Origin of the sequence: Kitasatospora sp. NPDC051914 (assembly GCF_040680995.1) — a bacterium.
GTDB lineage: Bacteria > Actinomycetota > Actinomycetes > Streptomycetales > Streptomycetaceae > Kitasatospora.
In genome coordinates this window covers 112,565-137,794 of sequence record NZ_JBFAXX010000010.1, presented here as the reverse complement: position 1 = coordinate 137,794, position 25,230 = coordinate 112,565, and the positions used below count along the sequence as shown (strand labels likewise).

General features: G+C 72.1%; 24 protein-coding genes and 3 pseudogenes. 19 read left to right on the top strand and 8 right to left on the bottom strand.

Annotated elements, in window-relative coordinates; translation table 11 throughout:
• The first annotated feature begins 19 nt into the window (after positions 1-19).
• From AB0M03_RS09590 to AB0M03_RS09575, 4 genes and pseudogenes are all read left to right on the top strand, one after another.
• Positions 20-229 (top strand): hypothetical protein, encoded by a 210-nt coding sequence (locus tag AB0M03_RS09590; protein ID WP_363490246.1) that lies wholly within the window; start codon positions 20-22, stop codon positions 227-229.
• 25 nt (positions 230-254) lie between these two features.
• Complete coding sequence (locus AB0M03_RS09585) at positions 255-1,436, top strand: NosD domain-containing protein (RefSeq protein ID WP_363490244.1); 1,182 nt, start codon at positions 255-257, stop codon at positions 1,434-1,436.
• Between the two features lie 286 nt (positions 1,437-1,722).
• Positions 1,723-2,090: pseudogene (locus AB0M03_RS09580) on the top strand (sugar ABC transporter ATP-binding protein); the annotation flags it as partial.
• A gap of 61 nt (positions 2,091-2,151) precedes the next feature.
• Complete coding sequence (locus AB0M03_RS09575) at positions 2,152-3,174, top strand: LacI family DNA-binding transcriptional regulator (RefSeq protein ID WP_363490242.1); 1,023 nt, start codon at positions 2,152-2,154, stop codon at positions 3,172-3,174.
• A 474-nt stretch (positions 3,175-3,648) separates the two neighbouring features.
• Here AB0M03_RS09575 and AB0M03_RS09570 read toward each other — a convergent pair whose 3' ends face one another.
• Complete coding sequence (locus AB0M03_RS09570) at positions 3,649-4,410, bottom strand: DeoR/GlpR family DNA-binding transcription regulator (protein WP_363490240.1); 762 nt, start codon at positions 4,408-4,410, stop codon at positions 3,649-3,651.
• A 90-nt stretch (positions 4,411-4,500) separates the two neighbouring features.
• Between AB0M03_RS09570 and AB0M03_RS09565 the strand changes: the two genes are divergently transcribed.
• Complete coding sequence (locus AB0M03_RS09565) at positions 4,501-5,712, top strand: MFS transporter (RefSeq protein ID WP_363490238.1); 1,212 nt, start codon at positions 4,501-4,503, stop codon at positions 5,710-5,712.
• 537 nt (positions 5,713-6,249) lie between these two features.
• Here AB0M03_RS09565 and AB0M03_RS09560 read toward each other — a convergent pair.
• Together AB0M03_RS09560 and AB0M03_RS09555 are read right to left on the bottom strand one after the other, a co-directional pair.
• Positions 6,250-6,840 carry a DinB family protein gene (locus tag AB0M03_RS09560; RefSeq protein ID WP_363490236.1) on the bottom strand — a complete coding sequence of 197 codons (591 nt, stop codon included), beginning with the start codon at positions 6,838-6,840 and terminating at the stop codon, positions 6,250-6,252.
• 1,033 nt (positions 6,841-7,873) lie between these two features.
• Positions 7,874-8,467 carry a TetR/AcrR family transcriptional regulator gene (locus tag AB0M03_RS09555; RefSeq protein ID WP_363490234.1) on the bottom strand — a complete coding sequence of 198 codons (594 nt, stop codon included), beginning with the start codon at positions 8,465-8,467 and terminating at the stop codon, positions 7,874-7,876.
• A 164-nt stretch (positions 8,468-8,631) separates the two neighbouring features.
• Between AB0M03_RS09555 and AB0M03_RS09550 the strand changes: the two genes are divergently transcribed.
• Complete coding sequence (locus AB0M03_RS09550) at positions 8,632-9,579, top strand: chlorophyllase (RefSeq protein ID WP_363490232.1); 948 nt, start codon at positions 8,632-8,634, stop codon at positions 9,577-9,579.
• 233 nt (positions 9,580-9,812) lie between these two features.
• Entirely contained in the window at positions 9,813-10,049 is a 237-nt protein-coding gene (locus AB0M03_RS09545) for a DUF6183 family protein (RefSeq protein WP_363490290.1), read from the top strand.
• A gap of 289 nt (positions 10,050-10,338) precedes the next feature.
• On the opposite strand, the gene AB0M03_RS09540 is transcribed toward AB0M03_RS09545, so the two are convergent.
• Complete coding sequence (locus tag AB0M03_RS09540) at positions 10,339-11,187, bottom strand: helix-turn-helix transcriptional regulator (protein ID WP_363490230.1); 849 nt, start codon at positions 11,185-11,187, stop codon at positions 10,339-10,341.
• A gap of 139 nt (positions 11,188-11,326) precedes the next feature.
• Between AB0M03_RS09540 and AB0M03_RS09535 the strand changes: the two genes are divergently transcribed.
• Positions 11,327-12,106, top strand: a complete 780-nt coding sequence (locus AB0M03_RS09535; protein ID WP_363490228.1) for an NAD(P)H-dependent oxidoreductase — start codon at positions 11,327-11,329, stop codon at positions 12,104-12,106.
• Between the two features lie 492 nt (positions 12,107-12,598).
• Here the strand turns inward: AB0M03_RS09535 and AB0M03_RS09530 are convergent, their stop codons facing one another.
• Together AB0M03_RS09530 and AB0M03_RS09525 are read right to left on the bottom strand one after the other, a co-directional pair.
• Entirely contained in the window at positions 12,599-12,958 is a 360-nt protein-coding gene (locus AB0M03_RS09530) for a DoxX family protein (RefSeq protein WP_363490226.1), read from the bottom strand.
• Positions 12,959-13,004: 46 nt separating this feature from the next.
• Positions 13,005-13,499: a cupin domain-containing protein gene (locus tag AB0M03_RS09525; protein WP_363490224.1), complete on the bottom strand. Its 495-nt coding sequence runs from the start codon at positions 13,497-13,499 to the stop codon at positions 13,005-13,007.
• 81 nt (positions 13,500-13,580) lie between these two features.
• Between AB0M03_RS09525 and AB0M03_RS09520 the strand changes: the two genes are divergently transcribed.
• Both AB0M03_RS09520 and AB0M03_RS09515 read left to right on the top strand, forming a co-directional pair.
• Positions 13,581-14,432, top strand: coding sequence for a LysR substrate-binding domain-containing protein (locus AB0M03_RS09520; protein WP_363490222.1), 852 nt, complete (start codon positions 13,581-13,583; stop codon positions 14,430-14,432).
• A gap of 13 nt (positions 14,433-14,445) precedes the next feature.
• Positions 14,446-14,634 carry a hypothetical protein gene (locus AB0M03_RS09515; protein WP_363490220.1) on the top strand — a complete coding sequence of 63 codons (189 nt, stop codon included), beginning with the start codon at positions 14,446-14,448 and terminating at the stop codon, positions 14,632-14,634.
• Between the two features lie 54 nt (positions 14,635-14,688).
• On the opposite strand, the gene AB0M03_RS09510 is transcribed toward AB0M03_RS09515, so the two are convergent.
• Positions 14,689-15,627 carry a DNA-3-methyladenine glycosylase 2 family protein gene (locus AB0M03_RS09510; RefSeq protein ID WP_363490218.1) on the bottom strand — a complete coding sequence of 313 codons (939 nt, stop codon included), beginning with the start codon at positions 15,625-15,627 and terminating at the stop codon, positions 14,689-14,691.
• A gap of 544 nt (positions 15,628-16,171) precedes the next feature.
• On the opposite strand from AB0M03_RS09510, the gene AB0M03_RS09505 reads away from it, so the two are divergent.
• The 9 genes and pseudogenes from AB0M03_RS09505 to AB0M03_RS09465 all read left to right on the top strand — a co-directional run.
• Positions 16,172-16,711 (top strand): winged helix-turn-helix domain-containing protein, encoded by a 540-nt coding sequence (locus tag AB0M03_RS09505; RefSeq protein ID WP_363490216.1) that lies wholly within the window; start codon positions 16,172-16,174, stop codon positions 16,709-16,711.
• Complete coding sequence (locus tag AB0M03_RS09500) at positions 16,708-17,994, top strand: MFS transporter (protein WP_363490214.1); 1,287 nt, start codon at positions 16,708-16,710, stop codon at positions 17,992-17,994. The genes AB0M03_RS09505 and AB0M03_RS09500 overlap by 4 nt, the downstream gene beginning before the upstream one ends.
• Positions 17,995-18,526: 532 nt before the next feature.
• A complete protein-coding gene (locus AB0M03_RS09495) occupies positions 18,527-19,231 on the top strand; it encodes a hypothetical protein (protein ID WP_363490212.1) in 705 nt (234 codons plus the stop codon).
• Positions 19,232-19,444: 213 nt separating this feature from the next.
• Positions 19,445-19,743 (top strand): annotated as a pseudogene (locus AB0M03_RS09490) (hypothetical protein); the annotation flags it as partial.
• Between the two features lie 776 nt (positions 19,744-20,519).
• Positions 20,520-20,951, top strand: a complete 432-nt coding sequence (locus AB0M03_RS09485; RefSeq protein ID WP_363490210.1) for a hypothetical protein — start codon at positions 20,520-20,522, stop codon at positions 20,949-20,951.
• Positions 20,952-21,056: 105 nt separating this feature from the next.
• Positions 21,057-21,257, top strand: a complete 201-nt coding sequence (locus tag AB0M03_RS09480) for a hypothetical protein (RefSeq protein ID WP_363490208.1) — start codon at positions 21,057-21,059, stop codon at positions 21,255-21,257.
• Between the two features lie 48 nt (positions 21,258-21,305).
• Complete coding sequence (locus AB0M03_RS09475; RefSeq protein WP_363490206.1) at positions 21,306-21,851, top strand: hypothetical protein; 546 nt, start codon at positions 21,306-21,308, stop codon at positions 21,849-21,851.
• A 57-nt stretch (positions 21,852-21,908) separates the two neighbouring features.
• Positions 21,909-22,229, top strand: coding sequence for a hypothetical protein (locus AB0M03_RS09470; RefSeq protein ID WP_363490204.1), 321 nt, complete (start codon positions 21,909-21,911; stop codon positions 22,227-22,229).
• Between the two features lie 72 nt (positions 22,230-22,301).
• Positions 22,302-22,860, top strand: a pseudogene (locus tag AB0M03_RS09465) (ABC transporter); the annotation flags it as partial.
• Positions 22,861-23,393: 533 nt separating this feature from the next.
• On the opposite strand, the gene AB0M03_RS09460 reads toward AB0M03_RS09465, so the two are convergent.
• On the bottom strand, positions 23,394-23,564 hold the full coding sequence (locus AB0M03_RS09460; RefSeq protein ID WP_363490296.1) for a hypothetical protein: 171 nt from the start codon (positions 23,562-23,564) through the stop codon (positions 23,394-23,396).
• Between the last annotated feature and the right edge of the window lie 1,666 nt (positions 23,565-25,230).

The window sequence follows — 25,230 nt, the reverse complement described above, 5'->3', positions numbered from 1 at the left end:
CACCCACCCAGGAGGGATCGTGCACCAAGAGGAGCCCACGCCGCCCACCCGGCGCACCGTCCTGCGCGGAGCCGTCGCCGCGCTGATGACAACGTTGACGCCGATCGGCCCGGCCGCCGCCGCAACAGCCCCGGCACATGCCGCATCGCCGTCCCGCCCCCCGAAGCCGCCCCGACCGTCGCACGCGCCCGCCCACCCCGACTACCACGCGATCGTCGGCCTCCTCTAGGCCGCCCCCTCCAGAGAGGACCAGCATGGCCAACACCGTGTACGACGTCACCACCTGGACCGGAGCCACGGTCTCGGCCTACTACGACATCGGCGCCGTGATCAACCAGATCATCGCCGACATCAAGGCCAACCAGACCACCCAGACCACCCGCCCCGGAGCCGTCGTCTACATCCCGCCCGGCCACTACGACCTGCGCACCCGCGCCGTCATCGACATCAGCTTCCTGCAGATCAAGGGCGCCGGACACGGCTTCTTCTCCAATGCGATCCGCGACGACGCCGGCAGCCAGACCGGCTCCTGGCTGGAGACCCAGCCCGGCGGCAGCCACATCAGGGTGGTGAACACCGACGGCAACCACGAGGCCTTCCTCGTCCAGCGGACCGGCACCCCGAGACTCAGCAGCATCGTCTTCCAGGACTTCTGCCTCGACGGCGTCAGCAGCAGCAAGCCCTACACGGGCAGCAACGGCAACGCCAAGACCGGCATCTCCGTGCAGTCCGACAACGACGCGCTGCGCATCGAAGGCATGGGCTTCGTCTACCTCGAACACGCCATCTCGGTGAACGGCGCCGACGCGCTCGGCATCACCAACAACTACATCGCCGAATGCGGCAACTCGATCGAGCTGACCGGCGCCTCCCAGTCCGTGAAGATCAGCAACAACTACCTGGTCAGCTCCTGGGGCGGCTACTCCGTCCGGGCCGAGCACGCCGAGGGCATCAACATCACCGGCAACACCGTGCTGTGGGCCTGCAACATCACCCTCGAGAACTCCACCCGGTCGACGATCAGCGCCAACAAGCTGCTCTCCAACTTCCCCAGCATGATCTCCCTGAAGTCGAGCTCGGAGAGCCTGATCGCGAGCAACCACTTCCGCCGCAAGTACGGCGACGGCACCAGCACCCTGCGCGACGACCTCTACGGGCTGGTCCACATCGAGGGCAGCAACAACGCCGTCACCGGCAACTTCTTCTCCTTCGACCCGGACGCCCCCATCACCCCGTCCGGCGCCACCCCGACCGCCATCCTGGTCAAGAGCGGCGACTCCAACTACCTGGCCACCAACGTCCTGGTCCGCGGCACCCTGCCCATCCAGGTCGTCCTCGACGCCAGCACCACCAACACCAAAGTGATCTACAGCGCCCGCACCGGCCAGCTGACCGCCTACCCTCCCGCAACCCACGACTTCATCGCGACCCCCTGACCCAGGAGGCCCCCGGCCCCTCATGACCCGGCGTCCCCGGGACCGTGCACCACGACGGTCCCGGGGACGTCCGCTCGTGGACGAAGAACCGGAAGGTCGCCGAAGCCGAGTGCCTTGATCGGACCGATCTCGCCGGTAGCGGGAACGCACGCAGGAGCCGGCGAGCGCGAGGCCGGAGAACGAGCAGAGGACCAGCAGCACGGCGAAGCCCGCGCATCCGGAGCCACCACGTTCTCGCCCGGCAGCTGCAGGGCACGCTCGGCTCCGATGACGGGGCGGAGGTCGGGATTCTCCCGGCGGCCGGCGGCAGGCCTTCGCGGTGGCCCGGGCGCGCAGCGTGATGGTGACGGACGAGCCGACCGCTGCGCCCGGGACGAAGGAGCCCGGCCGGGCACTGGAGCTGATCCGGAAGGTCCGGGACCGCGGCCTGCCGGTGTTCTGATCAGCCTCGACATGCCGCGCGTACTCGAGATCGCGGACCGGATCCACGTCCACCGACCGGGCCGCCCGGGTGCACCGATCAGGCCGGGCGAATTCTTGGTGCCTGAGGTGGTGGCCATCATGACCGGAGCGCCGACCGTCCCGGCCGATGGCGGCGGTACTGTCGTGGCGGACGCCGAAGCCGCCAGGGCTGCCGGGGTCCGCACCAGCTGACCCGCCCGAGGCGGTCCGGTCGCACCCGGCAGGACCGCCACCCGACCAGAAACGGTGGTCCATGACCTCGACCCGCCGCCCGACGCTGCACGACGTTGCCCACGAGGTCGGCGTCAGCGCGAAGACCGTCTCGCGCGTGCTCAACGGCGACGGGCCGACGTCGGCGGCGACCCGGGAGAAGGTGCTGGCCGCCGTCGAGCGGCTCGGCTTCCAGCCGAACCTCATGGCCCGCAACATCCGCACCGGTGGCCCGGACACCACCATCGGCCTGGTGGTGCCGGAGATGGGCAACCCGTTCTTCGGGACGCTGGCCGGGGGTATCGAGAGCGAGGTGCGCGAGCGCGGGCTGACCCTGCTGCTCGGATCGTCCGGGGACGACCCCGTCCGCGAGCGCGACCTGATCTCCACCTTCCTGGCCCGCCGGGTCAGCGCTTTGATGGTGGTGCCGGCGGCGGGATCCGACCACGCGCACCTGAAGCTGGCGAGATCCTCCGGGCTGCCGGTGGTGTTCCTGGACCGGCCCGGCAGCGGCCTGGCCACGGACTGCGTGGTCTCCTCCAACCGGGCCGGCGCCCGTGAGGGCGTCGCCCACCTGATCGCGCACGGCCACCGGCGGATCGGTTTCATCGGCGACCTTCCGGCGAGCCTCTACACCCGCCGCGAGCGGTTCGCCGGCTACCAGGACGCGATGGCCGCCGCCGGACTGGCGCACGAGCGATCGCTGGTGCTCGGGGCGCACAGCCAGGCCGACGCGGCAGCGGCCACCGCGAAGCTGCTCGGCCTGGCCGATCCGCCGACGGCGCTGTTCGCCGCGAACAACCTCGCCGCGATGGGGACGGTCGTGGCGCTTGCCCGCGCGGGGCGGAAGGACATCGCCCTGGTCGCCTTCGACGATGTACCGCTGGCGGAGATCCTGGAGCCCGGGCTGACCGTGGTGGCCCAGGACCCGGCCGCACTCGGCGCGGTGGCCGCACGCACCGCCCTGGCCCGTCTCGACGGCGACCGCGGCCGGGCCCGCACCATAGTGGTCGACACCCGGCTCGTCGTCCGCGGCTCCGGCGAGCAGCGCCTGTCCCGCCCCTGATGCCGGTTCAGGGGTGGTCGCCCGCTCGCCCTCGCGGTTTCTCGTGGTCCCCTCGGTCCCTGCGGGTGCGCGAAGATCGGGCAGGAGCCGGAACTCGGCCTGGAGCTTCTGGCCGGACCGCCTCCGTCCACCGGCAGCGAGACCTCCGCCGAAGGCCTCCGCGGAGGCCTTCGGCACCGGGTGCCGCCGGGGCTGCGCGGCGGCGCCTGGACCACCGTCGTGCAGTCGATACCCGTCTCGGCCGTCGGGGTTCGCGGTGTCGGCGGTCGCGAATGGGACGAACTGCGCGCATGCCGAGCGCTGCCCACCGGCCCGGGGCCGCCGGCTGTGCACGGCGAACACAGGTTGACTCGTTCGGTTGTGCAGGCCCTTCGTGGGGACGGTGGTGCTGATGTCCTGCCTTGTGTCCGGTCGTCGGATGCCTGATCCGAGTGGGTGCTCGGCAGAGACGTCAGCGGCCGTGCCGGGATGGTGTCAGGTGGTTTTGACGGCCGTGCCGACCGCTTCGAGTGCGGCGATTTCGTCGGCGGGTGCGGTGCTGTCGGTGACGAGGGTGTCCAGGAGCGCGGCAGGGAGGACGTGGGCGAAGGCGGTGCGACCGAGCTTGCCGCCGTCGGTGGCGACGACGGTGCGGCGGGCGGAGGCGACGGCGGCCTTTTTCACGGCGGCGTCGTCGAGGTCGTAGGCGGTCAGGCCGTCGGCCGCGCTGAGGGCGCAGCAGCCGACGACGGCGGTGTCGAAGCGCAGGGCGGCCAGGGAGGCGAGGGCGAGGGGGCCGGTGAGGGCGCCCTCGGCGGCGCGGGGCTGCCCGCCGGGGACGATCAGGGTGGCTGGTCCGGGGGCGTCGCCGAAGACGTGGATGGCCTGCAGGGACAGCGGCATCACGGTGACCGGGCGCTCTCGCAGCAGGCGGGCGACTTCCAAGCAGGTGGTGCCGCTGTCGAGGACGACGGTCTCGCCATCGGCGATCAGCGCGGAGACCTCGGTGGCGATCCGGCGCTTGGCGTCGACTGCGTCGCGGGCGCGCAGCGCGAAGGGCGGTTCCTCGCCCCGGAGCAGCAGGGTGCGGGCTCCGCCGCGGAAGCGTTCGAGGACGCCCTGCGCGGCGAGTGTGTCGAGGTCGCGGCGGATCGTCATCTCGGAGGCGCCGGTCAGTCCGGCGAGTTCCGGGACGGTGGCGCTGCCCGCATCCCTGACGGCCTGGGCGATCAGGGCGTGGCGGTCCTGGTTGCTCATACCGAGATTGAACCGCATCCGACAATGAACAATCAAGCCGTTCGATATTGCCACTTTCGATCACAGTAGATGTTCGTTATGGTCGATCGCATGGACCGATCGCTCCGAGCCGCCCATGTGGCGACCTACGTCTACTTCGTCCTCAACGGCACCCTGATAGGTGCGTGGGTGGTGCACATCCCCGCCGTCGAGGCCCGGGTGGGCATCAGCCACGCGGCCCTCGGCGGCCTGCTGGTGGTGCTGGGCCTGGGGGCCTTCGTCGGCATGCAGGTGGCCGGCCGCCTGGCCGACCGCCTCGGCGCCCGGACCGTCGTGCCCGCCGCCGGCGTGCTGTGCGGCGCGTCCCTGGTCCTGCCAGGCCTCGCCTCGAACCCCTGGACACTGGCCGGCGCGCTGCTGCTCTTCGGCTTCGCCAACGGCTGCCTGGACGTCGGCATGAACGCGCACGCCGTGCACGTGGAGAAGGCTTACCGACGCCCCGTCATGTCCGGCTTCCACGCCACGTTCTCCGTCGGCGGCGTGATCGCCGCCCTCCTCGCCGCCGCGGCCACGGCCGCCGGTCTGAGCCCGGCCGCGACCCTCGCCGCCCTCGGAGCCGTAGGAACGGCCGCCGCCCTACTTGCAGCACGCAGCCTTCTGCCCGGCACCCCGCCGTCCGGCGAAACCGAGAACGAGCACACCCGAGCGCCCACGGCCGGGGGCGGTGCCCGCGGGCGGATCCGGGTGCTCGCCGCGCTGGCGATGATGGTGATGCTGAGCGAGGGCGCGGCCAACGACTGGAGCGCCCTGCACCTGAAGGACGTCCTCGGCGCGCCCGCGAGCACCGCAGCGTTCGCGTACGGCACTTACGCGGCGGCGATGACCATCGGCCGGATGCTTGCCGACCGGGTCGTCGCCCGGTACGGGTCGATGGCGGTCCTGCGCTACGGCGCGGCGACGGCTGCCGTCGGCATCACGATCACGGCCCTGACGCCCTGGGTGTGGGCGGCGTTCGCAGGCTGGGCGCTGTTCGGCCTCGGCCTGTCCGGCTGCGTCCCCCAGCTGTTCAGCGCCGCCGGTCACGCGGACCCCGCCGCCGCGGGCACCAACGTCTCCCGCGTCGCCGGACTCGGCTACCTCGGCATGCTGGCCGGCCCCGCCGTCATCGGCTGGCTGACCCACCTGACCGCGCTCAACCACACCTTCCTGCTGTTGACCCTGCTGTGCACGGCCACCGCCGCGACCGCCGGCATCCTGCGCACCGCACCCGCCCACAACCCCGGAGCCGACCGCACGCCTGCGTCGGCACACAGCACCCGCTGACCGCTCGTGCGGCCAGGGCTGCGCCACCACATCCACCGCCTGCCACCGGGGTCGGGCCTGGGCCTTCCGTGTTCGCACACGGGACAGCCGGGTACGCGGCACTGGCCGCGTGGTCTGTACGGCGGACACGTCGATCACACGGGGGAGCGGCCGAGTGCCCCGCCCGGCTGATCGCCCCGTGGTGGGCAGGTCTGCGGCATGACGACACCCTCGATCAGGTGCCTGCACCGTTACCGCCGGCCGTCCCCGGTCCTGACGCCGCCCCTGCATGGTCACCATGACCGGGGCCGGTGTCCCAAGGCTGCGAACCGCGGGCAACCGGGCAGTCGGACTCACCTGGCAAGCGGTCAAGATCACCTGCCAGAGGGCAGCCGTACTGCGGCGGTCCTCCGGGCCATGCTTCACCCGGCACCGGCTGGAGTCCGAGACGTCCACCCCTGGACCATTCCGGCGGGGCCTTCTGCTGCCGCCCCCGAACCGGGGCGGTTCGAATCGCAGCCCGACGCGGGTGCGTGATCAATCGATCGGCACTTGCCGTCAGCCGACGCTCGGGGACGCGGGTTCCCACGGCTGGACCCATGGGTCGGGCCACGCCTCGGCCGCGGCGAGCAGCGGGTCGAAGGTTGCGCCGTCGATGCCCTCGCGGATGACGTCGGCGTGACCGCCGTGCCGTGCCGTCTCCTCGATCAGGTGCAGCAGGACCCAGCGAACCGACCATTCCTTGACCTCTGCGGGAATCCATGGAGCCCCCTGCGGCACCGGAACGGCCTGCCCGAGGTCCGGAACACCGGCGATCACCTCGTCCGTCCGCTCGGCCGCCTCGGCGTACGCGGCCAGGACCTCGGCAAGGGTCTCGTCCGGGGCGAGTTGGAACTCGTCCGCGTCCGACTCGTCCGCTTTTCGCTGCGTCCCGCGCTGCTGCTGGAGGATGAGATCGGTCCAGTAGCCCTCGCACCGTGCGGCGTGCTTGATCAGACCGCCGATGCTCAGCTCGCTGGGGGAGGCCGCCATGCGGGCCTGCTCCTCGGTCAGGCCGTAGGCGGTGACCCGCAGCGCGCGTCGCTGGTGGGCCAGGTAGGCGGTCAGCGCCGTGCGCTCATCGGCGACGGGCGGGACGACTCTCGGCATGGCGGGACCCTCTCGCAGTGCAAGATCTTGCAGCAAGTTTCAGCCGGACTCTACTGCAGCTCCTCCCTGACGTGCACCGTGCCGATCAACCCGATCCCAACCCTCAGTACCGGCTCCGCCGGCCGAGGCGTCGGCGGGCGATGCGACGGGGTCGGAAGCCGGCGCCGACCCTGTGTGTGACGCCGACGCGGCGATGCAGGGCGTGATGCGCGCGCGGGTGGCGGCGTGCCCCAATCTTTCGCAAAAGCCTGAAAATATTTTCGTCGAAGGGTTGGCCGGTTTTTCCCCAGGAGAGAGGGTCAGCTCCGTGTCCGCACACGTACCGCCGATCGCCGACGAGCGCGAAGGCCTGCTGGCCTACGAAGAAGCGCCCGATCGCACCGGGGGAGCCGCCGGCGGGCCGGCAGTCGGCGACCGGATCGGGCGTCAGCGCGAGCCCCAACTCCCTTTCCGTGGCGCGGATCTGCTCCTTTGTCGCGGGTACCGACAGCGGCCGGGGCGGGGCGCCGCACGCTCACGTGGTCGGTTCCGGTGCACAGCCGCGGACCGGGCGGCTGGTCCGGGACACGGTGCGGCGCCCGCTGTTCCCGGTGCCACGTGCCGTGCGGCGTGGGGGAGTCCACCGTGGCAGCGGGGGACTGCATTCTCTGCGGCACCGTGATGGTCGGATTAGGCGGTTGTACCCGGTGGGCTCGGGTTCCGTTCAGCGGAGGGTGGCGAGTGACGGGGTGGCCGATCCCGAACCGGGCGGCCGACATGCGGGTGTCGCCAACCTTGACGACGGTGCCGTTGGGGCCTGAGCCTCGAAGCGGGAACGAAACGCCCAGTGAAGTCCCATGTCGACAAGGTTCGGGAGCTCCGCCTGCGTGGGGTCAGGCCTTCTGGCGCCGCGTGGATCCCTTCTCTCCGAGGGCCTCCGAGGGGCGCGAAAGCGTGGCTGGCCGTCACAGGACGCGCGCGGCTGCCCTGTGTCATCGAAGCTCGATCGGATGTGGCGCTGGTGGCCGCGCCCGGCGAGCGGTTGCCGCCGACGTCAAGCCGGCCGAGGGTGCTGCAGTCCGTCCAGGAGCAGTTCGATCAGGCGCCGGGGGTCGTACTGCGGGTCTCCGCCTCCGATGCACAGGTTGCCGATGCCGCGCATCAGTTCGTAGGGCCGGGTGTCCGCCCTGATCTCACCTGCCGCGACCGAGGCGTCGAGCAACTGGGCGCAGACCGGCAGCAGGCGGTCGAGGAAGTAGCCGTGCAGCGCGGCGAAGCCGCTGCTGTCCGACTGCATCGCGTCGGCCAGCCCGTGCTTGGTGACCAGGAAGTCGACGAAGAGGTCGATCCACTGGCGCAGTGCGGCGAACGGGGAGTCGGTGCCGGCCAGCAGTTCCGGGCCTGCCTCCGCGCACTCCTCGATCTGGTGACGGTAGACGGCCGTGATGAGATCGGCCCGGGTCGGGAAGTGTCGGTAGATCGTTCCCGTCCCGACACCCGCCCTGGCCGCGATCTGGCGGATCGGTGCGTCGACACCGGAGGCCACGAACACCTCGGCTGCGGCCGCGAGCAGCGCCTGCTGATTGCGCAGCGCATCGGCACGCTTGCTCCGGGCCGACACCTTCCCTGTGGGGCTCTCGCTGGACACAACTCTCCCTCCGGTGCCTGTTGACAAAGCGGAACGATGTTCCGGATAGTAAATGGAACAGCGTTCCGCTTCAGGTTAGCCGAAGCGGGACGCCCCCGACCATTGCCTGCCGCCGCCCGGCCGGGCCGACCGCGGCACCCACTGCAGAAGGAGAACCGCTCATCATGAGCGCATCCGCCCACACCGCACCTGCCCCCGTCCTGTCGTACAGCCCGGTGGTCCTGCCCGTGCCCGGACGGCCCGTCGATCTTCAGGTGCGCGTCTCCGCACCCGAGACCGGAAGCGGCCTTCCCGTCATCCTGCTCTCCCACGGCCACGGCCCCTCGAACAACCTGTCCTCGCTGAACGGCTACGCGCCGCTCGCCAACTCCTGGGCCGCACACGGATTCGTCGTCATCCAGCCCACCCACCTCACCTCCCGAACGTTGAGTCACCTGGTCGCCGACGCCCCCGGCGCACCGGACTTCTGGCGCTCCCGCGCCGAGGACATGACCCACATCCTCGACCGGCTCGACGTGATCGAGCGCACCGTGCCGCAGCTCGCGGGACGGATCGACCGGACCAAGGTCGCCCTCGCCGGACACTCGCTCGGCGGCTTCACCGCCGCCCTCCTGCTGGGCGCCGGACTCAACGATCCCGCCACCGGGAACGTGGTGCACCTGGTCGAGCCGCGGATCAAGGCGGGCGTGCTGCTCGCCGCGCCCGGCAGGGGTGGCGACGTCCTCAACGGGCCCATGGCCGAGCAGTGGCCGATCATCGGGGCCGTCGACTTCTCCACCATGACCGCTCCCGCGCTGGTCGTCGCAGGCGACAAGGACGACCCTCGGCACTTCACCGACATGGGGCCGGACTGGCACGCCGACCCCTACACCCTTGCCCCCGGTCCCAAGTCCCTGCTCACCCTGTTCGACGCGGAGCACGGACTCGGCGGGATCGCCGGATACGACGCCGCCGAGACCACCGACGAGAATCCCGAACGGGTCGCCGCCGTCGGGCGACTCACCGCCGCCTACCTCCGCAGCCGGCTCCACCCCGGCGACACGGCCTGGCAGGTCGCATGTGGGGCGCTGGCAACCGACCCCGCCCCGGTCGGACGGGTCGAAGTCAAGTAGACCCTCCGGACGTACGCGCTGAAGGGTCGCGCCGAACGGCGGCCGATCGCTTCGGCAAGCATGAATGCGTGGGCACCGAACTCTGCCGCAACGGGCCGTAGGGCCCGTGAGAGGTCGTCACGCCGCTGAACAGGTCTCCGAGACCCGGATCCTTGCGAGGCTGAGAGCCGGGTGCGCTGCGGCGCGCGCCCGCTCTACGAGCGGTACCCGGCGGTGGTCGGCTCGGATGATCGCTGATCCTCAGATATCCGCACAAGTATTCGATCTCACCGTGGCCACCCGGGGTCCCGGCGGACGCCCCGGTCGAGCAGATCGCCGAACTGGTCCGGCAGACGTACTGGTTCCGCCCCGATACCGGCTCCCCCTGGTTCTTCGACCGGTTCTTCGACGTCGCCTGGGACCCGCCCGTGGCGGCGCTGCGCCCGGGCGGCCAGGAGATCGCGGTGCTTGCCGCCACCGCCACCGACTGACCGACGGTCACCTGACCCGGCACGCACCCGGCCACCAGGGCGACCGTGGCGACCACGGCCAGGACCACGCCGCCGTTCACGCCCATTCGACCCCGAACTCGGCGAGCTGTGCGATGTCCGGGAGCGTTTTTTCTGATCAGTGTGGGGTGCCGTGAGCTGGGCTGATCAGTTTCGGGTGCCGGTCGCTGTCGGGTGAGCGGGGGTTTGTCGGTTCGCCGGCGGGCGCGTTGTGCGGTGGCCCAGCGCCTGACGTCGTCCGGGCAGGGGTATGTCGCGAGGCGTCGCCGGGTTATTGGCGGCCCTGGGTGTTCACCGGGGGATGCGCGTCACCGGTGTCCGTGCCCAGGCCCGCGAGAAGGCGCAGCCCGTCCTCGGTGGGGCTGCCCGGGGCCGCGGACAGCACCAGCAATTCCATGCCTGATTCGTCCGGCAGCGCGAAGTTCTCCTGGTGCAGTTCCAGCAGTCCGACCAGTGGGTGTCGGTACGCCTTGCGTCCATGTGTGCGGGCGCGCACGTCCGCGCGGGCCCAGAGGCGGCGGAAGCGCTCGCTGCCCATCGCCAACTCGCCGACGAGCGAGGCCAGCCGGGGGTCCTCGGGGTATTTGCCGGCGGCCAGGCGCAGGTGCCCGACCACGTCGAGGGTGCATGTCTCCCAGTCCGCGTACAAGCCGAGTTCGGCTTCCTCGAGGAAGATGTGCCGGGCGATGTTCAGGCCTGGCATCGGTCGGCCGAAGAGGAGCCCGGCGAGGCGGTTCCCGGCGAGCACGTCCAAGCGGTGGTCCATGATCAGTGCGGGTGCGTCGGCAACCAGGCCGAGGACACGCAGCAGTTCCGGCCGGACCCGTCCGCCCGGTGTTTTCGTACGGCGGCGGCGCTGCCGGGCGAGCCGGTACAGGTGCCCGCGTTCGGTCTCGTCGAGACCGAGGACGCGGGCGAGCGCGTCGAGGACCTGCTCGGAGGGCTGGGTCGCGCGGCCCTGCTCCAGGCGTACGTAGTAGTCGACGCTGACTCCGGACAGGTGGGCGACCTCTTCGCGGCGCAGCCCTTCGACCCGGCGGCGGCTGTCGGTGGGGATGCCGGCGGCCGCCGGGTCGACCCGGGAACGCCGGGTGCGCAGGAAGCCCGCAAGATCGTCCATGCCTCTCAGTATGGCCTCGGTGACGGCCGTGAAGGTGGTCCTGTCGTTACCAGGAAGCCCCGTCCGACGGAAGAGGAGCCCCTGAACGCCGGGCGTCGCAGCGCCCAGGATCGAAGGCATCCGATCCGAAGGAGTTCCCGTGAAGACGCTGATCGTCCACGCCCACCCGGAGCCGAAGTCGCTCAACAGCTCGCTGAAGGACCTCGCGGTGTCCACGTTGGAGACCGCCGGGCACGAGGTACGGGTGAGCGATCTGTACGCGATGAACTGGAAGGCGGTCGTGGACGCCGCGGACTACGGCCCCAACGCCTCGAGTCCGCTGAGGGTCGCCCTCGACTCGGGCCGGGCCTTCGACGCCGGGACGCTCACCCCGGACGTCCTGGCCGAGCAGGAGAAGCTGCTGTGGGCCGACACGATCGTCTTCCAGTTCCCGCTGTGGTGGTACACGATGCCCGCGATCCTCAAGGGCTGGGTGGACCGGGTGTTCACCTACCGCTTCGCGTACGGCGTCGGTGAGCACAGCGACACCAAGTACGGCGAGCGCTTCGGCGAAGGCACCCTCGCGGGCAGGAAGGCCCTGCTGTCGGTGACCGTCGGCGGCCCCGAGTCGCACTACGCCGCCCGCGGCATCAACGGCCCCATCGACGACCTGCTGTTCCCGATCCACCACGGCATCCTCTACTACCCCGGCATCGAGGTGCTGCCGCCGTTCGTGCTGTACGGCACCGACCGGATGACCGACGAGGACTACCCGGACGTCGCCAAGGCCTGGCAGCAGCGCCTGCTCACCCTGGAATCGACCGAGCCGATCGCCTTCCGACGGCAGAACTTCGGCGACTACGAGATCCCCTCGCTGCACCTGAAGGAGGGACTGGAGCCCGCGGGCCGCACGGGGTTCGGACTGCACGTGCGCGGCTGACCGCCGACGAGGGACGGGACGGGCCGCGAACCCGAAGGCCGTGGCCGGCGTCTACGACGCCGAGACCGACCCGGACGACAACGACGAGGGCGGGCCCGTCACCGGTCGGCGAATCTGACCCCCGCCTCCCAAGAAGTGGAACGCCGGACCCCGGCCGCTGCACCGGTCGGGGTCCGGCACGCGCAAACGGCTGACAACAGCAACCCGCCGCGCACCCTTCCACCCCCGCAGCATGTGCAGGCCGTACCGTCATCGCCGTGGGACGACGTGCTGCCGCTCCCGCTCCTTGGCTGCCGGCCCGGCCGCCCCGCCCCTACTCGGGCGCGGCCGGGCCGCGCGGTGACCGGTGCTGCTCGCACGCAGCCGGCCGGAGCGGCAGGAGGTGACCGCCCGGGCAAAGGGGTGCCGGCGTGGTTTTGTTCACGAGAGATGACAGCGGTCGTGTGGCGGCTGTCCCTGTGGTTTCGACCGCCAGCCGAGGGGCGGGCTCCATCACAGCCCGGTGGCCAGCCAGATGGTCACAGCCGCGGTGGTGGTGAGCCCGACGTTGAGTGCGATCCGGCGGTCGTCGCCGGTCAGGTGGACGGCGATCGCACCGGCCTGGAGGAGTACGAAGCCGCTGGCCGCGGCCGGCGCCAGTGGGGGCGCGATGCCCGTCAGCGGCGGCAGGATCAGGCCGGCCGCGCCGAGTATTTCGACCGTACCCAGTGCCCTGAGGGCGGGCAGTGGTACGCGGTCGACCCAGGCCATCATCGGTCGGAGCTGATCGCGGCTGCGGATCACCTTCAGCGTGCCCGCGTAGAAGTAGAAGAGAGCGAGTAGTCCCGCGACGATCCAGTAGGCGGTGTTCATGGTTCCCGTTCATGGGTCACCGGTTCACGGGGACCCGTCGAATGCTTCAGGCGAGGTCGGTGGCAGGTGCGGTCGCGTAGCGGCTCATCGCGTCGATATTGGCCTGCGGCGTCAACGGCCGGCCGCCGGCGAGCACCTCCTGGAGGTCTCGGAAGTACTGCACGTACAGGTCGGGGGTGAAGGTGCTGAGCATGACGGCGGGTTGGTCGGTCAGGTTGGCGAAGGTGTGCGGGGTACCGGGCGAAACCATCACGAGCGTGCCCGCGGTGGCGTCGTGGTCCTCGTCCCCGACGGTGAACCGCACGGTGCCGGAGAGGATGTAGAAGCCCTCGTCGTGCTGAGCGTGACGGTGCTGCGGCGGTCCCTGGGTGTGCGGGGCGAGGACGGACTCGGCGATCGCGAGACGGTGCCCGGTGTGGCTGCCGTCCTCCAGGACCCGCATGCGCGTGGTGCCCAGAACGATCGTCTCGCCGTCGCCGGGACCCACCACCGATACGGCGGGCTTGGCCTGCGCCGCGTTGGCCTCTGCTTCTTCGGTCATGGGCACAAGTGCACCGCCGGGGGCCTGCCGGTGTCCAAGACCCATCCCGCGACGCCGATACCCCGAGGGTATCTTTGCAGCGTGGAGCTACGGATCTTGCGCTATTTCGTGGCCGTCGCCGAGGAACTCCACTTCGGCCGGGCAGCCACCCGACTGCACATGAGTCAGCCGCCACTGAGCCGGGCGATCAAGCGGTTGGAGGCCGATGTCGGGGCCCTGCTGTTCGCCCGCTCGCCCACCGGCGTCACGCTCACTCCGGTGGGCGCGGTGCTGCTCGACGAGGCGCGGGCCCTGCTCGACCACGCCGACCGCGTCCGGGTACGCGTGAGTGCGGCAGCCGGCGCCGCGACCATCACCGTCGGCATCCTGGGCGACGGCACCGACCCGGGAGTGTCCAGGCTGGCCGCCGCCTACCGCCGAAGCCACCCCGGCATCGACATCCGCATCCGCGACACCGATCTGACCGACCCGACATGCGGGCTGCGCGCCGGACTGGTCGACGTCGCCCTGACCCGGGCGCCGTTCGACGAGACCGCCCTGACGGTGCGTGTGCTGCGAACCGATCCGGTCGGCGCGGTCCTGCGCGCCGACGATCCGCTGGCCCGCCGCGACCGGCTGCGGCTCGCCGAGCTGAGCGACCGCCGCTGGTTCCAGTTCCCGCAGGGTACCGACCCCGTCTGGCGGTCCTACTGGAACGGCAACACGCCGCGCGAGGGCCCGGTGGTGCGCGCCGTCCAGGAATGCCTGCACGCCGTGCTGTGGAACGGCACGGTCGGCCTGGCCCCGCTCGGACACGACCTGCCCGCGGAGTTGGCGCTGGTACCGCTGACCGACATGGCGCCGAGCCGAGTGGTGGCGGCGTGGAACGAAGGTGACACCAACCCGCTGATCCGATCCTTCATCGAGATCGCGACAGCCGCCTACCGTCACTGAGCGCCGGCAACCGGTGCTGCTGTATCAGCACGACGACGAGGACCACGTCCGTCGCCTGTTCAACGAACATGGATCGCTGCGGGAGCCCGTCACGCAGCACTACGTCAAGCAGCACCTCTTCCTCCTCGAACTCGACGCGGGCGGCACACTCGGCGAGGTGACGAGCCGCGCGATCACCGCGCTGCGGGAGCCAAGCCGCTGAATCGGCCGACTGTCCAGGGCCAGGGGCGTGCCACGCTTCCTCCCACAGCGCGACTTACCGGCGGCGGTGGCCGTTGGGTGCAGGGCGCGGCCCGAACCGCGGTGCGCGCACACCGAGCGCGCGGATCAGACGGCAGACACGGTGCCGGTGGCCGGCGTAGGGGGCGAGGAGTTCGAGCATCTCCTCGTCCGTGCCGCGGGCCTTCCCGGCGAGCGCCCAGACGACGGTGTTCGGCAGGTGCAGGTCGCCGACCGAGACCGCGTCCGGGTCGCCGTTGCAGCGCTGCAGCGTCTCGGCCGCCGTCCACGGCCCGATCCCGGGCACGTGCGTCAGCCGGGCCGCCGCCTCGGGGCCGGCCATCGCGGAGGCCTCCTCCAGGCGGGGCGCGAGCCGTACCGCGCGGAGGATCGTCTCGGCGCGCTTCGCATCCACCCCGGCCCGGTGCCACGTCCACGAGGGCACCAGCGCCCACTCCCTGGCCGAAGGCGGCACCATGAGGCCGAGCTCCGCGCCGGGCCCCGGCGCAGGAGTCCCGTAGCGCCGCAGCAGGGTCCTCCACCCACAGTGCGCCTCGGTCACGGTGACCTTCTGCTCCAGTACGGCCGGCACGAGCGCGTCCATCACCAGAGCCGTCGCGCCGAGCCGCAGCCCGGGGTTGCGTCGTTGGACGTCCCGCAGCTTCCCGGGCGGCAGCACCAGGCCGTCCGGCTGGTCGTTCGCGCCGAGCATCGCCGGCATCTGCTCCAGCAGCCAGTCCGCGCCCGGCCCCCACGCCGTCGCGGCGACGGCGCCGTCGGCCGGCCGCGCCATGATCCGTAGCGTGCCGAGCCCCGCCGGTGTGCGGGAGGCCCGCCACACGACGCCGGTCTCGACGCGGATCGTCGGATCGCCCGCCCCGCGGCGCAGCGGCGAGACGACCGCGGCCAGGTCGAGCGGGTACGGCGGGCACCAGGTGCGCGTTCGTGCTGCGCCGTCCATTGCTCTCACCGCCATGCCCGTGCCGTTTTCTCTCGCCGCGGTCCCGCGGCATCGGGGCACCTTACGCGACCAGCCTGACGGTGCTGGCCGGCCGCGGTCCAGGGCTGAGGGCTGCAGACCGGTGGGGGAGGGGTCAGCAGCATTCGGGGGCGTCGTCGATCATGCCCATGGCTGCGAACGCTTCCGCGCAACCGAGGAAGTGCGCCGCGTTGCCCATCGCCCCACTCCGGCCGGCCCCGCTTGCCGCGAGTTCGATCGCGGCCAGGCCGACCCGACCGATTGCGCCCCGGCCGAGCTCCTCGGGGCCGAGGCTGTACGGGCACGCAGCCGGTGGTGGACGGCGGTCGCCGGCGTGGGCCTGAAGCCCGGCCCTTGGCACGCGGAAGTCGGCGCACCCGGCCGCACTGCCCCCTCCACCGGGCTGCTCGCACGTTCCACCGGACGGAGGGTGCGCCAGGGGCGGTGCAGGGGCGAAGGCCTCACGTGCTGGACAGCCGATTCCGGAAGCCGAACAAAAACTCCCTTGACCAATGGTCAAGAAGTGTTGACCATTGAGGGCATGCCTACCGACGATCTTCCCGAGACGTTCCACGTCACCACTGACGAGCAGCTGCGCGCCGTCTCCAATCTGACGCGTCACCGGATCATGGCCGTGCTCCGCTTCGAGCCCGCGACGATCACGCAGATCGCCGAGCGAGTGGGTCTTGCGAAGGGGAGTTCCAGCTACCACGTACGACTGCTGGAGCGGGCCGGCCTGGTGAAGGTGGTGCGCACTCGGAAGGTCCGGGGGGTCACCGAGCGGTACTACGCAATGGCCGCGCGGGCGATCGTGCTGCCGGACCCGGGCGAGGGAGGCCCGGACGTGCTGATGCGGCATGCGGTGGCGGACCTGGAGGCGGCGCCGGCGGATGCCGAGCGGCATGTGCGGATGGCGCACCTGCGGCTCACCGATGAGCAGTTCGCGGAGTTGGGGGCGCGGCTGCAGGCACTGGCGGACGAGTACCGGGAGCTGTCCGATCCGTCGCTGCCGGATGCGTCACTCGTCTTCGCACTGTTCCACCCGGCATCGCGCCAGCAGGCCGAAGGGGACGCCAAGTGACCTCGGACATCCGGAAGCTGCCGACCGGGTTCGGACGGCTGTGGACCGCGCAGACGGTGTCCTCGCTCGGTGACGGGGTGTCGCATGCCGCGCTGCCGCTGCTCGCGTTGACGTTGACGCGGGATCCGACGGCGCTCGCCGTCGTCACGGCCGCCGGAACGCTGCCGTGGCTGCTCTTCGGGGTGCTCGGCGGTGCGCTGGTGGACCGCTGGGACCGCCGGCGCACGATGTGGGTCACGGACGCGGCGCGTGCGGTGCTGCTCGCGATACCGGCAGCCGCGGCCGCGCTCGACGTGCTGAGCATTCCACTGCTCGCGGCCGTCGCCTTCCTGCTCGGCCTCGGCGGACTCTTCTTCGACACGGCCGCCACGGCCTATCTGCCGGATCTGCTCGGCCGCGACCCCGCGCTCCTGGAGCGCGCCAACTCCCGCCTGCGCGGCACCCAGACCGCCGCGTCCGGCTTCGCCGGGCCGCCCGCGGGCAGTGCCCTGCTCGCGCTCGGGCGGGCGGTTCCGCTGCTCGCCGACGCGGTCTCGTTCGCGCTCTCCGCACTGCTCGTACGGTCGCTGCCTGCCGCACCCCGGCCCGTACCGCAGGCCCGCGAGTCACTGCTGCGGCAGGCGCGGGCCGGCGCCTCGTACGTCTTCCGGGATCAGTTGCTGCTCGGGCTCGCGCTCCGTCCGGCGGTCGGGAACATCGCCTTCCTCGCCGTGGAGACCGTCCTCGCCCTCTTCGCGCACGACCGCCTCGGCATCGGCACCTACGGCTTCGGTCTGCTCCTCACGGCGGAGGCCACCGGCGGTCTGCTCGGCGCGGGCATCGCCTCCTTCCTCGGCCGACGACTCGGCACCGGTGCCGCGCTGACCTGCACGGCCGCAGTCGAAGGACTCGCCGTCCTGGGCCTTGCCGCCGCCCCGAACCCGTACGTCGCCGGCCTCGCACTCGCCGTCTGCGGAGCGGGCATGGGCGCCACGATGGTGCTCGGCCCCTCCCTCCGACAGGCGATCGTCCCCGCCCACCTGATGGGCCGGGTCGCCTCCACCTCCCGCATGCTCGCCATGTGCGCCGCCCCGTTCGGCGCCTTCCTCGGCGGCTGGCTGGCCACCACCTACGACGTACGCACCCCGCTCTACGCCGCCGCCGGCCTCCTCCTCACCATGACCACCGTCACCGCGACCATGACCAGCAACCGCCGGGTCGAGACGGCGCTGCGTGCCGCCGCCCCGGCCGATGACCCGGATCACACGGAATCCCGGGATCCCGTTCAGGAGCCTGCCGTATAGGGCTCCGCGGGGTCGTTGAGCCGGCGCACGGCAGGCCCAGCCCGGCGTTCCTCGCCTCGGCCCAGGAACGTCGGGTCGGCCCAGGAACGTCGGGCGCCCGGCCTCCACGGGAGGCAATGAGTGGCCCCGCGGGCCGGGTGCGCCGCCGCCGATCCTCGTCGTCCTCGACAGCCTCCGGGTCCGGAAGGGGTGCAGGCCCAGGAAGTCGATGTGCCGCTCCTTGAGCGGGAGAGGCGGCGGGCCACGTCCTTGTCCCTGATGTCCTGACCCTCGATGCGGAGCTGGGCGACGGCGGCATCCAGGCAGCGGGTGTTCCGCAGACGGTGGCGGCGTGCCGGCATGCCGGGGACCGTGCCCACCGCTTCGCGCTTTCAGGCGGCAGGGCACCCGTCCGGAGCACCGGGCGGCCGACGGGGGGCACGTGCCGGCCCGCCGCCCCCGACCGACACCGGCGGCGGCCGCCCAGCAGTCCAACAGTCCAGCAGGCCCTGGCCCTCTGTCGAAGCGACCGACACGAAACTAACGTGGTGTCATGACGGATACCGTGGACGGCTTCCAAGCCCTCATCGACAACTCGGTCCCCGGACAAGCGGATCTGGTGATCGAGCCGGGAACGGCGACCCGCCGCGCCGCGCTGCACGAGGCGGTTTCCTCGGTGACGGTGGTGCCGTTCGCCTTCGCCTTCGGTCTCCTCGCCGCCGTCCCGGTAGCGGTGGTCATGCTGTTCGCCGGAACGGGATGGCGCCCAGTGTGGCCGACGGCCCTCGCGATCGGCGGCAGCACGGCGGCCCTGGTATGGGCGGCCTCTGCCGTACGCGCCTTCACCTGCGTGCGGCGGGTGCGGTTCGCGCCGGTACCCGGGCCGACCTCGGTCACCGTCGTGAAGGGTTCCGGGCGCGCCGTGCCGCAGCCGATCAGCCGGGTGCGCCGGGTCCGGATCGACCACACCGTGGAAGAGCCCTATCCGGGCGACGCCCGCCCGCCCACCGTCACCGCGTCTCTGGCCGTCGTGATGACGAACGGGGTGACCTTCACGTGCTCCCTGCCGTCGGCAACCGACACCGGGCAACTGCACCGCACATTGACGGAAGCCCTGGCGCCCGCCGTCCCGGTCGACCTGTACGCCCGGCGCAGCACCCGGGCCGAACCTCCTGCAGCTCCTGAGGACCGCTCGCGCGCCTCCTGGTGGGGCGCCCTGGGCCACGGCGGTTCGACGGGCGGCGGAGGCGGGTGCTGACACGGTTCAGGAGTCCGGCAGGCCGCCGTCCGGCGGAGGCCGTGCCCGGCCGGGCGATCACTGCACTCGGTGAGCGCAACTGCTGATCGTGGCCGACCGCTCGCGGGAGGAGCGCACATCACCCGTCCGGGACGGTGCCATCTGCACGCCCCCGGCAGGATCTACCGGCGGCGGTGGTCGGTGGGTGCGTGCCGGTACGGCGCGAGCCTGCCGGACGCGCTCGCGCTGACGGACCGCGGCACAGCCGCCGACGCGGTGCGCTTCGCGAACGTGTGCACCGCCGCCGCTGGCAACCGGCCGATCTTCGGCGCTGACCTCGATGTCCCGGCACCGGCACCGGCCCTGCCCGCTGGCCCGGGTCGGCCGCGTGGCAGCGGAGCGGGGAGCGGGAGCCTCGGGCCCCGGCCCGCGGCGGCGCGTTCGTTGACGAGTCCGCGTCCCGCGTCACCCTGCTCGCCCGTTACAAGACGGGCTGGGCCGAACCGCATCGGTACGGACTGGTCCGTGCAGCGGAGCCTTCATCGCACGCCAGGGCGACCGCGCAGCCCGAGCGGCGCAGTCCGCCCCGCACCACCAGCAGTCGTTGCGCGACTCTGGTCTTCCAGGGGCTGGCTGCGGACCCCCGAGCGCGGCCAGCCCCTGGCCGCCGCCGCATGGGTCCACGCAGAGGACCCGCCCGGGGAGGTGTGCGTCTCGGCCCGGGCGGCCTGGAGAAAGGCCAGTGGGCAACAAGATCGACGGTTCCCTGCGGTCCCGGACCGAACGGCCTGCGGTAGTGCCCGTGCCCGTCCGGCCTCGGGGCTCGTTGTCTTCATCGAGCACCGTCGATGCGGTGCGGACGGTCCCCACCCGCTGACTCCCCCGACAGCCGGTGGCGGGCGGATCGACGCGGTGGCCGGTCCCACAGCCGGCCACCGCGCTTCCCCCGGCTCCGCAGGCCCGCTGCAGCGGGCCGGTTCCGGCCGGACACGGCGTCGGCGGACTGCCGAGTGTCGCACCGGGACGCGAGCAGCGGTGGGTGGTCCTGCAGCTGACAACCCACCAGCGGTCCGACAGGTTGGGAGAGTAGGAAGCCCACCGCGCCGATCAACCCCCGCGAGCTGCCGAATCAGGGCCCGCCCAAACCGCCGGACAAAGGCAAGGAACCGTACGGCATGCACCACCCACAGCGCGAATCAACCCCGCGCGACCTGCACCGATCCCCACCGGGCGGGGCACCGCGCCACCGTTCGTCGGACTATTGCGGGCCTCCCCGAACACCCCGCACCAGCGTCGTAAGCTCCCGGCCGTGCCCTCCCTTGCCGCGGACCCCCGCCACACCCACCTGCTCACCGTCCTGCCCCCTCTGCTCACCCGCTCCTGCCCGCCGCGAGCCGGCGGCTACGGCGGAGCATGGGAGATCCGCCTGACCCACGCCGAGGCCGAGGAGGTCGGCGGGTTGGACCTGCTGCGCTCCGCGATGCGGGCCGCCGCCCGTTCGCTCGGCTGGCGCTTCGAGACCTACGGCATGGCGACGCACGACGGTGTCATCGTGGGGATCGTCGATCGCCGGCCGGTGCCGCAGGAGTTCACCGGTGAGGTCGAGCGGGTCTGGCTGCCCCGGATGCGGACCGCGGTCGAGACGGTCGAGCAGCACCGGGCCGACGCCAGCCAGCGGGTGGCGTCCGGGTCGGTGTCCGCGGCCACCCGGGAGTTCAGGGCCGCCCTCACCGGCCGGTAGGTCCGCGAACTTCCTGATCAGATTCAGGCGGCAGGTTGGTCCTGAACGGTCGCGGAAGGGCGGGCCGTGCGCTTGCCGTACTGACGGAAGGTCATACTTGCGGGCGTGAGTGATGATCGCCGCCAGCTGGGCCTGCCCGAGTTCTCCGCACCCGCCACCGACCGTCCGGCCGCCGCTGGCCGACGGACTCTGCCGCCGGTCGGCCGGGCCCTGTTCCTGCCGCCACCGGCGACCGAGCCGCCCGCCCCGGCTCCCGCACGCCGGCCCCTGGCCGACGGCGGACTGACGTTCTCCAACGGCGGCTGACTGACTGCCGGCCCGGCGCCGGCGGCAGCCGCCGTACACTCCGTGACCATGATCGAACTGTGGCCCGTGGTGCCGGACGACGAGCGCTGGCAGTGGACCCTGGAGCCGTTCGCGGGGGTGGGGCCGTTGCGCTTCGGCATGAGCCCCGGCGAGACGGTGGAGGCGATGAAGAACATCACTGCCGACGCCGAGCCGCACCGGCACTACCACCCCGCGCCGTGGAGCGTTCGCGGGAGCGAGGACGGCCGATACCTCGACTTCGGCCTGCGCCTGTACTACTGGCAGGAACAGCTCGCCGCGGTCATCGTCGACGCCCTGTGCGGGCCACAGGTCTACGCGGACGGCGCGGCCCTGGTGGCCCGGGTGCCGTCGACGCTGGAGCGGTGGATGCTCGACCGGGCCCCGGCCCACGAGCCGGACGGCACGGTCACCTACATGGGCGGGGGCCTGGCCTGCTCGGAGTCCCTCGGCGTGGTGATCAACGTGCAGCGGGCCGGCGACCACCTGCTCACCCGGCCGATGCTCCTCAGCACCGAAGCGTTCGACGGCGGCTCCTACTTCCTCCCCGAGGACACCTGGGAAATCCAAAGGTAGTCGCACACGGCACGATCGGGCGATCAACATCCCACCCACGAAACCCGCACACCACCCATGCGTTGGCAGAGCGACCCACACGCCCAACGACCACTGCGCGCCTCCGCCCTCGCCGCCGCAGCCGCCCTGCTGCTCGCCGTCCCCGCCCACGCCACCAGCCGTTCCGCCGCCGCTGCGCCGCATCGGGCGGCCGGAGAGACGGTCACGACGACGTTGTACGAGGCGATCGACGTGCTGCCGGTGGCCGACGAGGACCGCACCGGCTATGTGCGCACCGCCTTCCGACACCGGATCGATGCCGACAAGGACGGCTGCGACACCCGCAAGGAAGTGCTGGTCGCCGAGGCCACCGAGGCACCGGCCGTCGGCCCGAAGTGAGCAGGTCGGACGAAGACGGATCCCGTGCGGCGCGCCGCCCGGCAGGGCACCCGGGTGCCCAACGCCTCTGCCCTGCTGCTCGGGGATCCGATTCCCGTCGAGGCGGGGGTGGGCCACCCGATCGGACCACACGGCGGGCTCGGCCCGAGCGCGTTCTACTGCACGATGCCGCTGGTGCTCGCCGGCTTCCTCGCCGGCAACGCCATCGGCAACGGGAGTCGACGTCGCGCTCGGCTGCACCGACAACGAACCGGGCCCCTGGCCCACCCGGCGGCGTGCCGTCCCGATCACCCGGCGCCGGGCCCGGGTGGTCAAGTCGGTGATGACCACCGGGATCTCGCTGGTCACGTCGGCCGCCGTCGTGCCGGCCACGATCGGAATCCTGGGCATGGATGCGGGTCACCTGCCGTCGCTGTTCCTCTTCTCGTTCTGCGCGATCACGGCGGTGGGCCTGGGCGTGCAGGCGATCAATGCCGTCTTCGGCGGGGTGGGGCGGCTGATCGGTGTGTTCGTGTTCATCGTGCCGGCGCTGCCGTCCTCGGGCGCCACCGTCCCGCTGCAGGCCCTGCCGTCGTTCTGCCGGTTCCTGGCGCACTTCGAGCCGATGCGGCAGCTCAGCGACGGGGTGCGGAGACCGGCGCCCAGCGGGCCGTGGAAGCCGGCGACCCAGGAGTCCTGGGTGACCCGGCGTGGCTGTGGGCGGCGGCCGGGGACCGGAAGGGTGCGGAGGGCTGCGCGCAGCGGAGGTGACGGCGCCGCACCCGCCGCGCCGCACCCGCCGCCTCGCGCGAGTCCCCGGGCCGGTCGCCGGCCCACGGCAGACCGGGTCCGTTCGCCGAGCCGGGTTGCGGCGGTACCGGGGCGGACCGCAGATTTGGGCAGGGGGTCGAGTCGCCGGAGGGAAGGCCCCGTGAGTTCGCAGCCGCCGTCAGGACCGTCCGAGCCGTCAGGCCCGCCCACCGGGCCGCTGTCGGGTCCCGGGGAGGGCGGGCCGCCGCCGTCCGGGCCCAGGCCGCCGTCCGGACCGGGCTCGTACCCGCCCGGGCCGCCGGAGCCGCCGACCATCGGGGGCGGCCCGCCTCCCGGGCCGCCCGAGGAGCCGCCGCGGACGGCGGTCGGCGGCTCCGACGGCGAGCCGGGTCCGCCCTGGTGGCGAAAGCCCCGCTACATCGCCCTGCTGGCCGGGCTCGCGGTGGCGGCCATCGCCATCGGCGTCGCGCTCGCCACCCAGGGTTCGGACGGCAACGTGGAGGTGCCGCCGGCGGCCTCGTCCTCGCCGGCCTCCCCCACGGAGTCCGAGACCCCGCCGACCCCGACGCCGACCCCGAGGCCCACCGGCTACACGACCCCGGCTCCGAGGCCCACGGGCCACACGACCCCGACGCCCGCGCCCACCCGCTCCCCCTCGCCGAGGACCTCCCAGGCGACCCCGAGGCCCACCTCGCCGTCGCCCCGGGTGACCACATCGAATCCCGGCGCCACGCCGAGTTACTGAGAGTGCTGTCCTCGGGGGCGCGTGCGACACCCCGGCCGCCACGGCTGGGGGAACCGCGCGGGGCGAGGCGGCCGGCGCGGCGCCCCTGCCTTCCGGTGCGCGCAGTACCCTCGCCTGCGGCGGATTTGACCTGGTGGCGTTGGCGCCCTCGTTCCAGCCGGCCGCGCGGGTGGGCTCGGGCGCTGCGGCGGCACCGGTCCCGCCTGGGGGAACGCGCGGGACCGGCGCCGGTCTCACCCGGCCGTGCTCGGCGAGCCGGGAGCCGGGGTGGCCCGCCCTGCGTGGCGGGCGGCTCTCGCAAGGCGTTGCCGGGACGCAGCGGGGTTGAGGGGCACATCCGGTCCAGGACACCGGGGTTCGGGGCCCGCGGGTTCGGTGCGGAGAAAAGTGGCTGTACCTGCGTGCGGGCCTGCCCGGTAATGAGGTGATCCCTGCGATGTGGACACACCTGACAATGGATCTTGGTGATCTCCGGCGGGACTTCACCGCCGCCGACCTGGACGAACGCCGGTGCGGCGGCATCGCGTACATCCAGGTCGGCGCGGTCCGGCTCCGCCTGGCCTGCGTGATGGACATCCGCTCGCGCAGGGTGGTCGGCCGGTCGACGGCCACCCGCACGCGAGCTTCGCCGGCCATCGACGCCCTCAAGGCCGCGGTCGCCGCCCGTGGCGGGAACGTCACCGGGGTGATCTTCCACTCGGACCGCGGGGCCGGCCCGAGTTCAACCGGTGGTTGGGGCCTGTCCAGCCGACGGCGGACCTTCCGGGAACAGGTCCCGGGTTGCTGGAACGCCTCCAGCGCCTCACCCCACCTCCGAGCGCCACGCCACCTCATGACCGTCGGCCGCCACCGCACCGAAATGATCATCAGCCTCGCCGTCCGGGACCGGACCACCGGCACTGCAAGCCTGCCCGCGGCCCTGAACACCGGGCCGCCACCCGGCTCCGCCACACCCTCGATCGGGCCGACCGCCAACACCCCCGGCCGGAGCCACCTGTCCAGTTGCGGTGATGCAACCGCCGTAGTGATGACTGGCCGTCAGATGTCGCGTCGGCCTGCGCTGCCTGCGCAAATCCGGGCGGGGAGTGACGCGGGCATGGCGGCATCGGTCACTCGTACGGGTGCTAGTCACTGCCCGGCTGCGTCTGGAACCGTTTCGGGGCGTAATCGGTTCGTGATGTCGACGGTAATTGCCGTCGATGTTGCGGTCGTTGCCAATGTTGCCGAGGTGTCGACCGATGGGCACGTGACGAGCGCATGTCGGTATCGGTCGGCCGGATGCCCGATCGTCACCGACGGTCGTTTCGGTGCGCGCTTCGGGCTCAATCGGCTTGGGCTGCTGCGGAATTGTGCGAGGAATGCCGCCCGGGCCCTCGCGAACGTCGTCGTCCTGCGAACTCGAGGAGGAATTCATGACGGTCTCCATACGCTGCCGCGGCAGTTCGTCCAGCCGGCCGCGCAGCCGTATGCAGTCTTGCCGCCCCACCCGTTCCGGTCGCTGTCCTC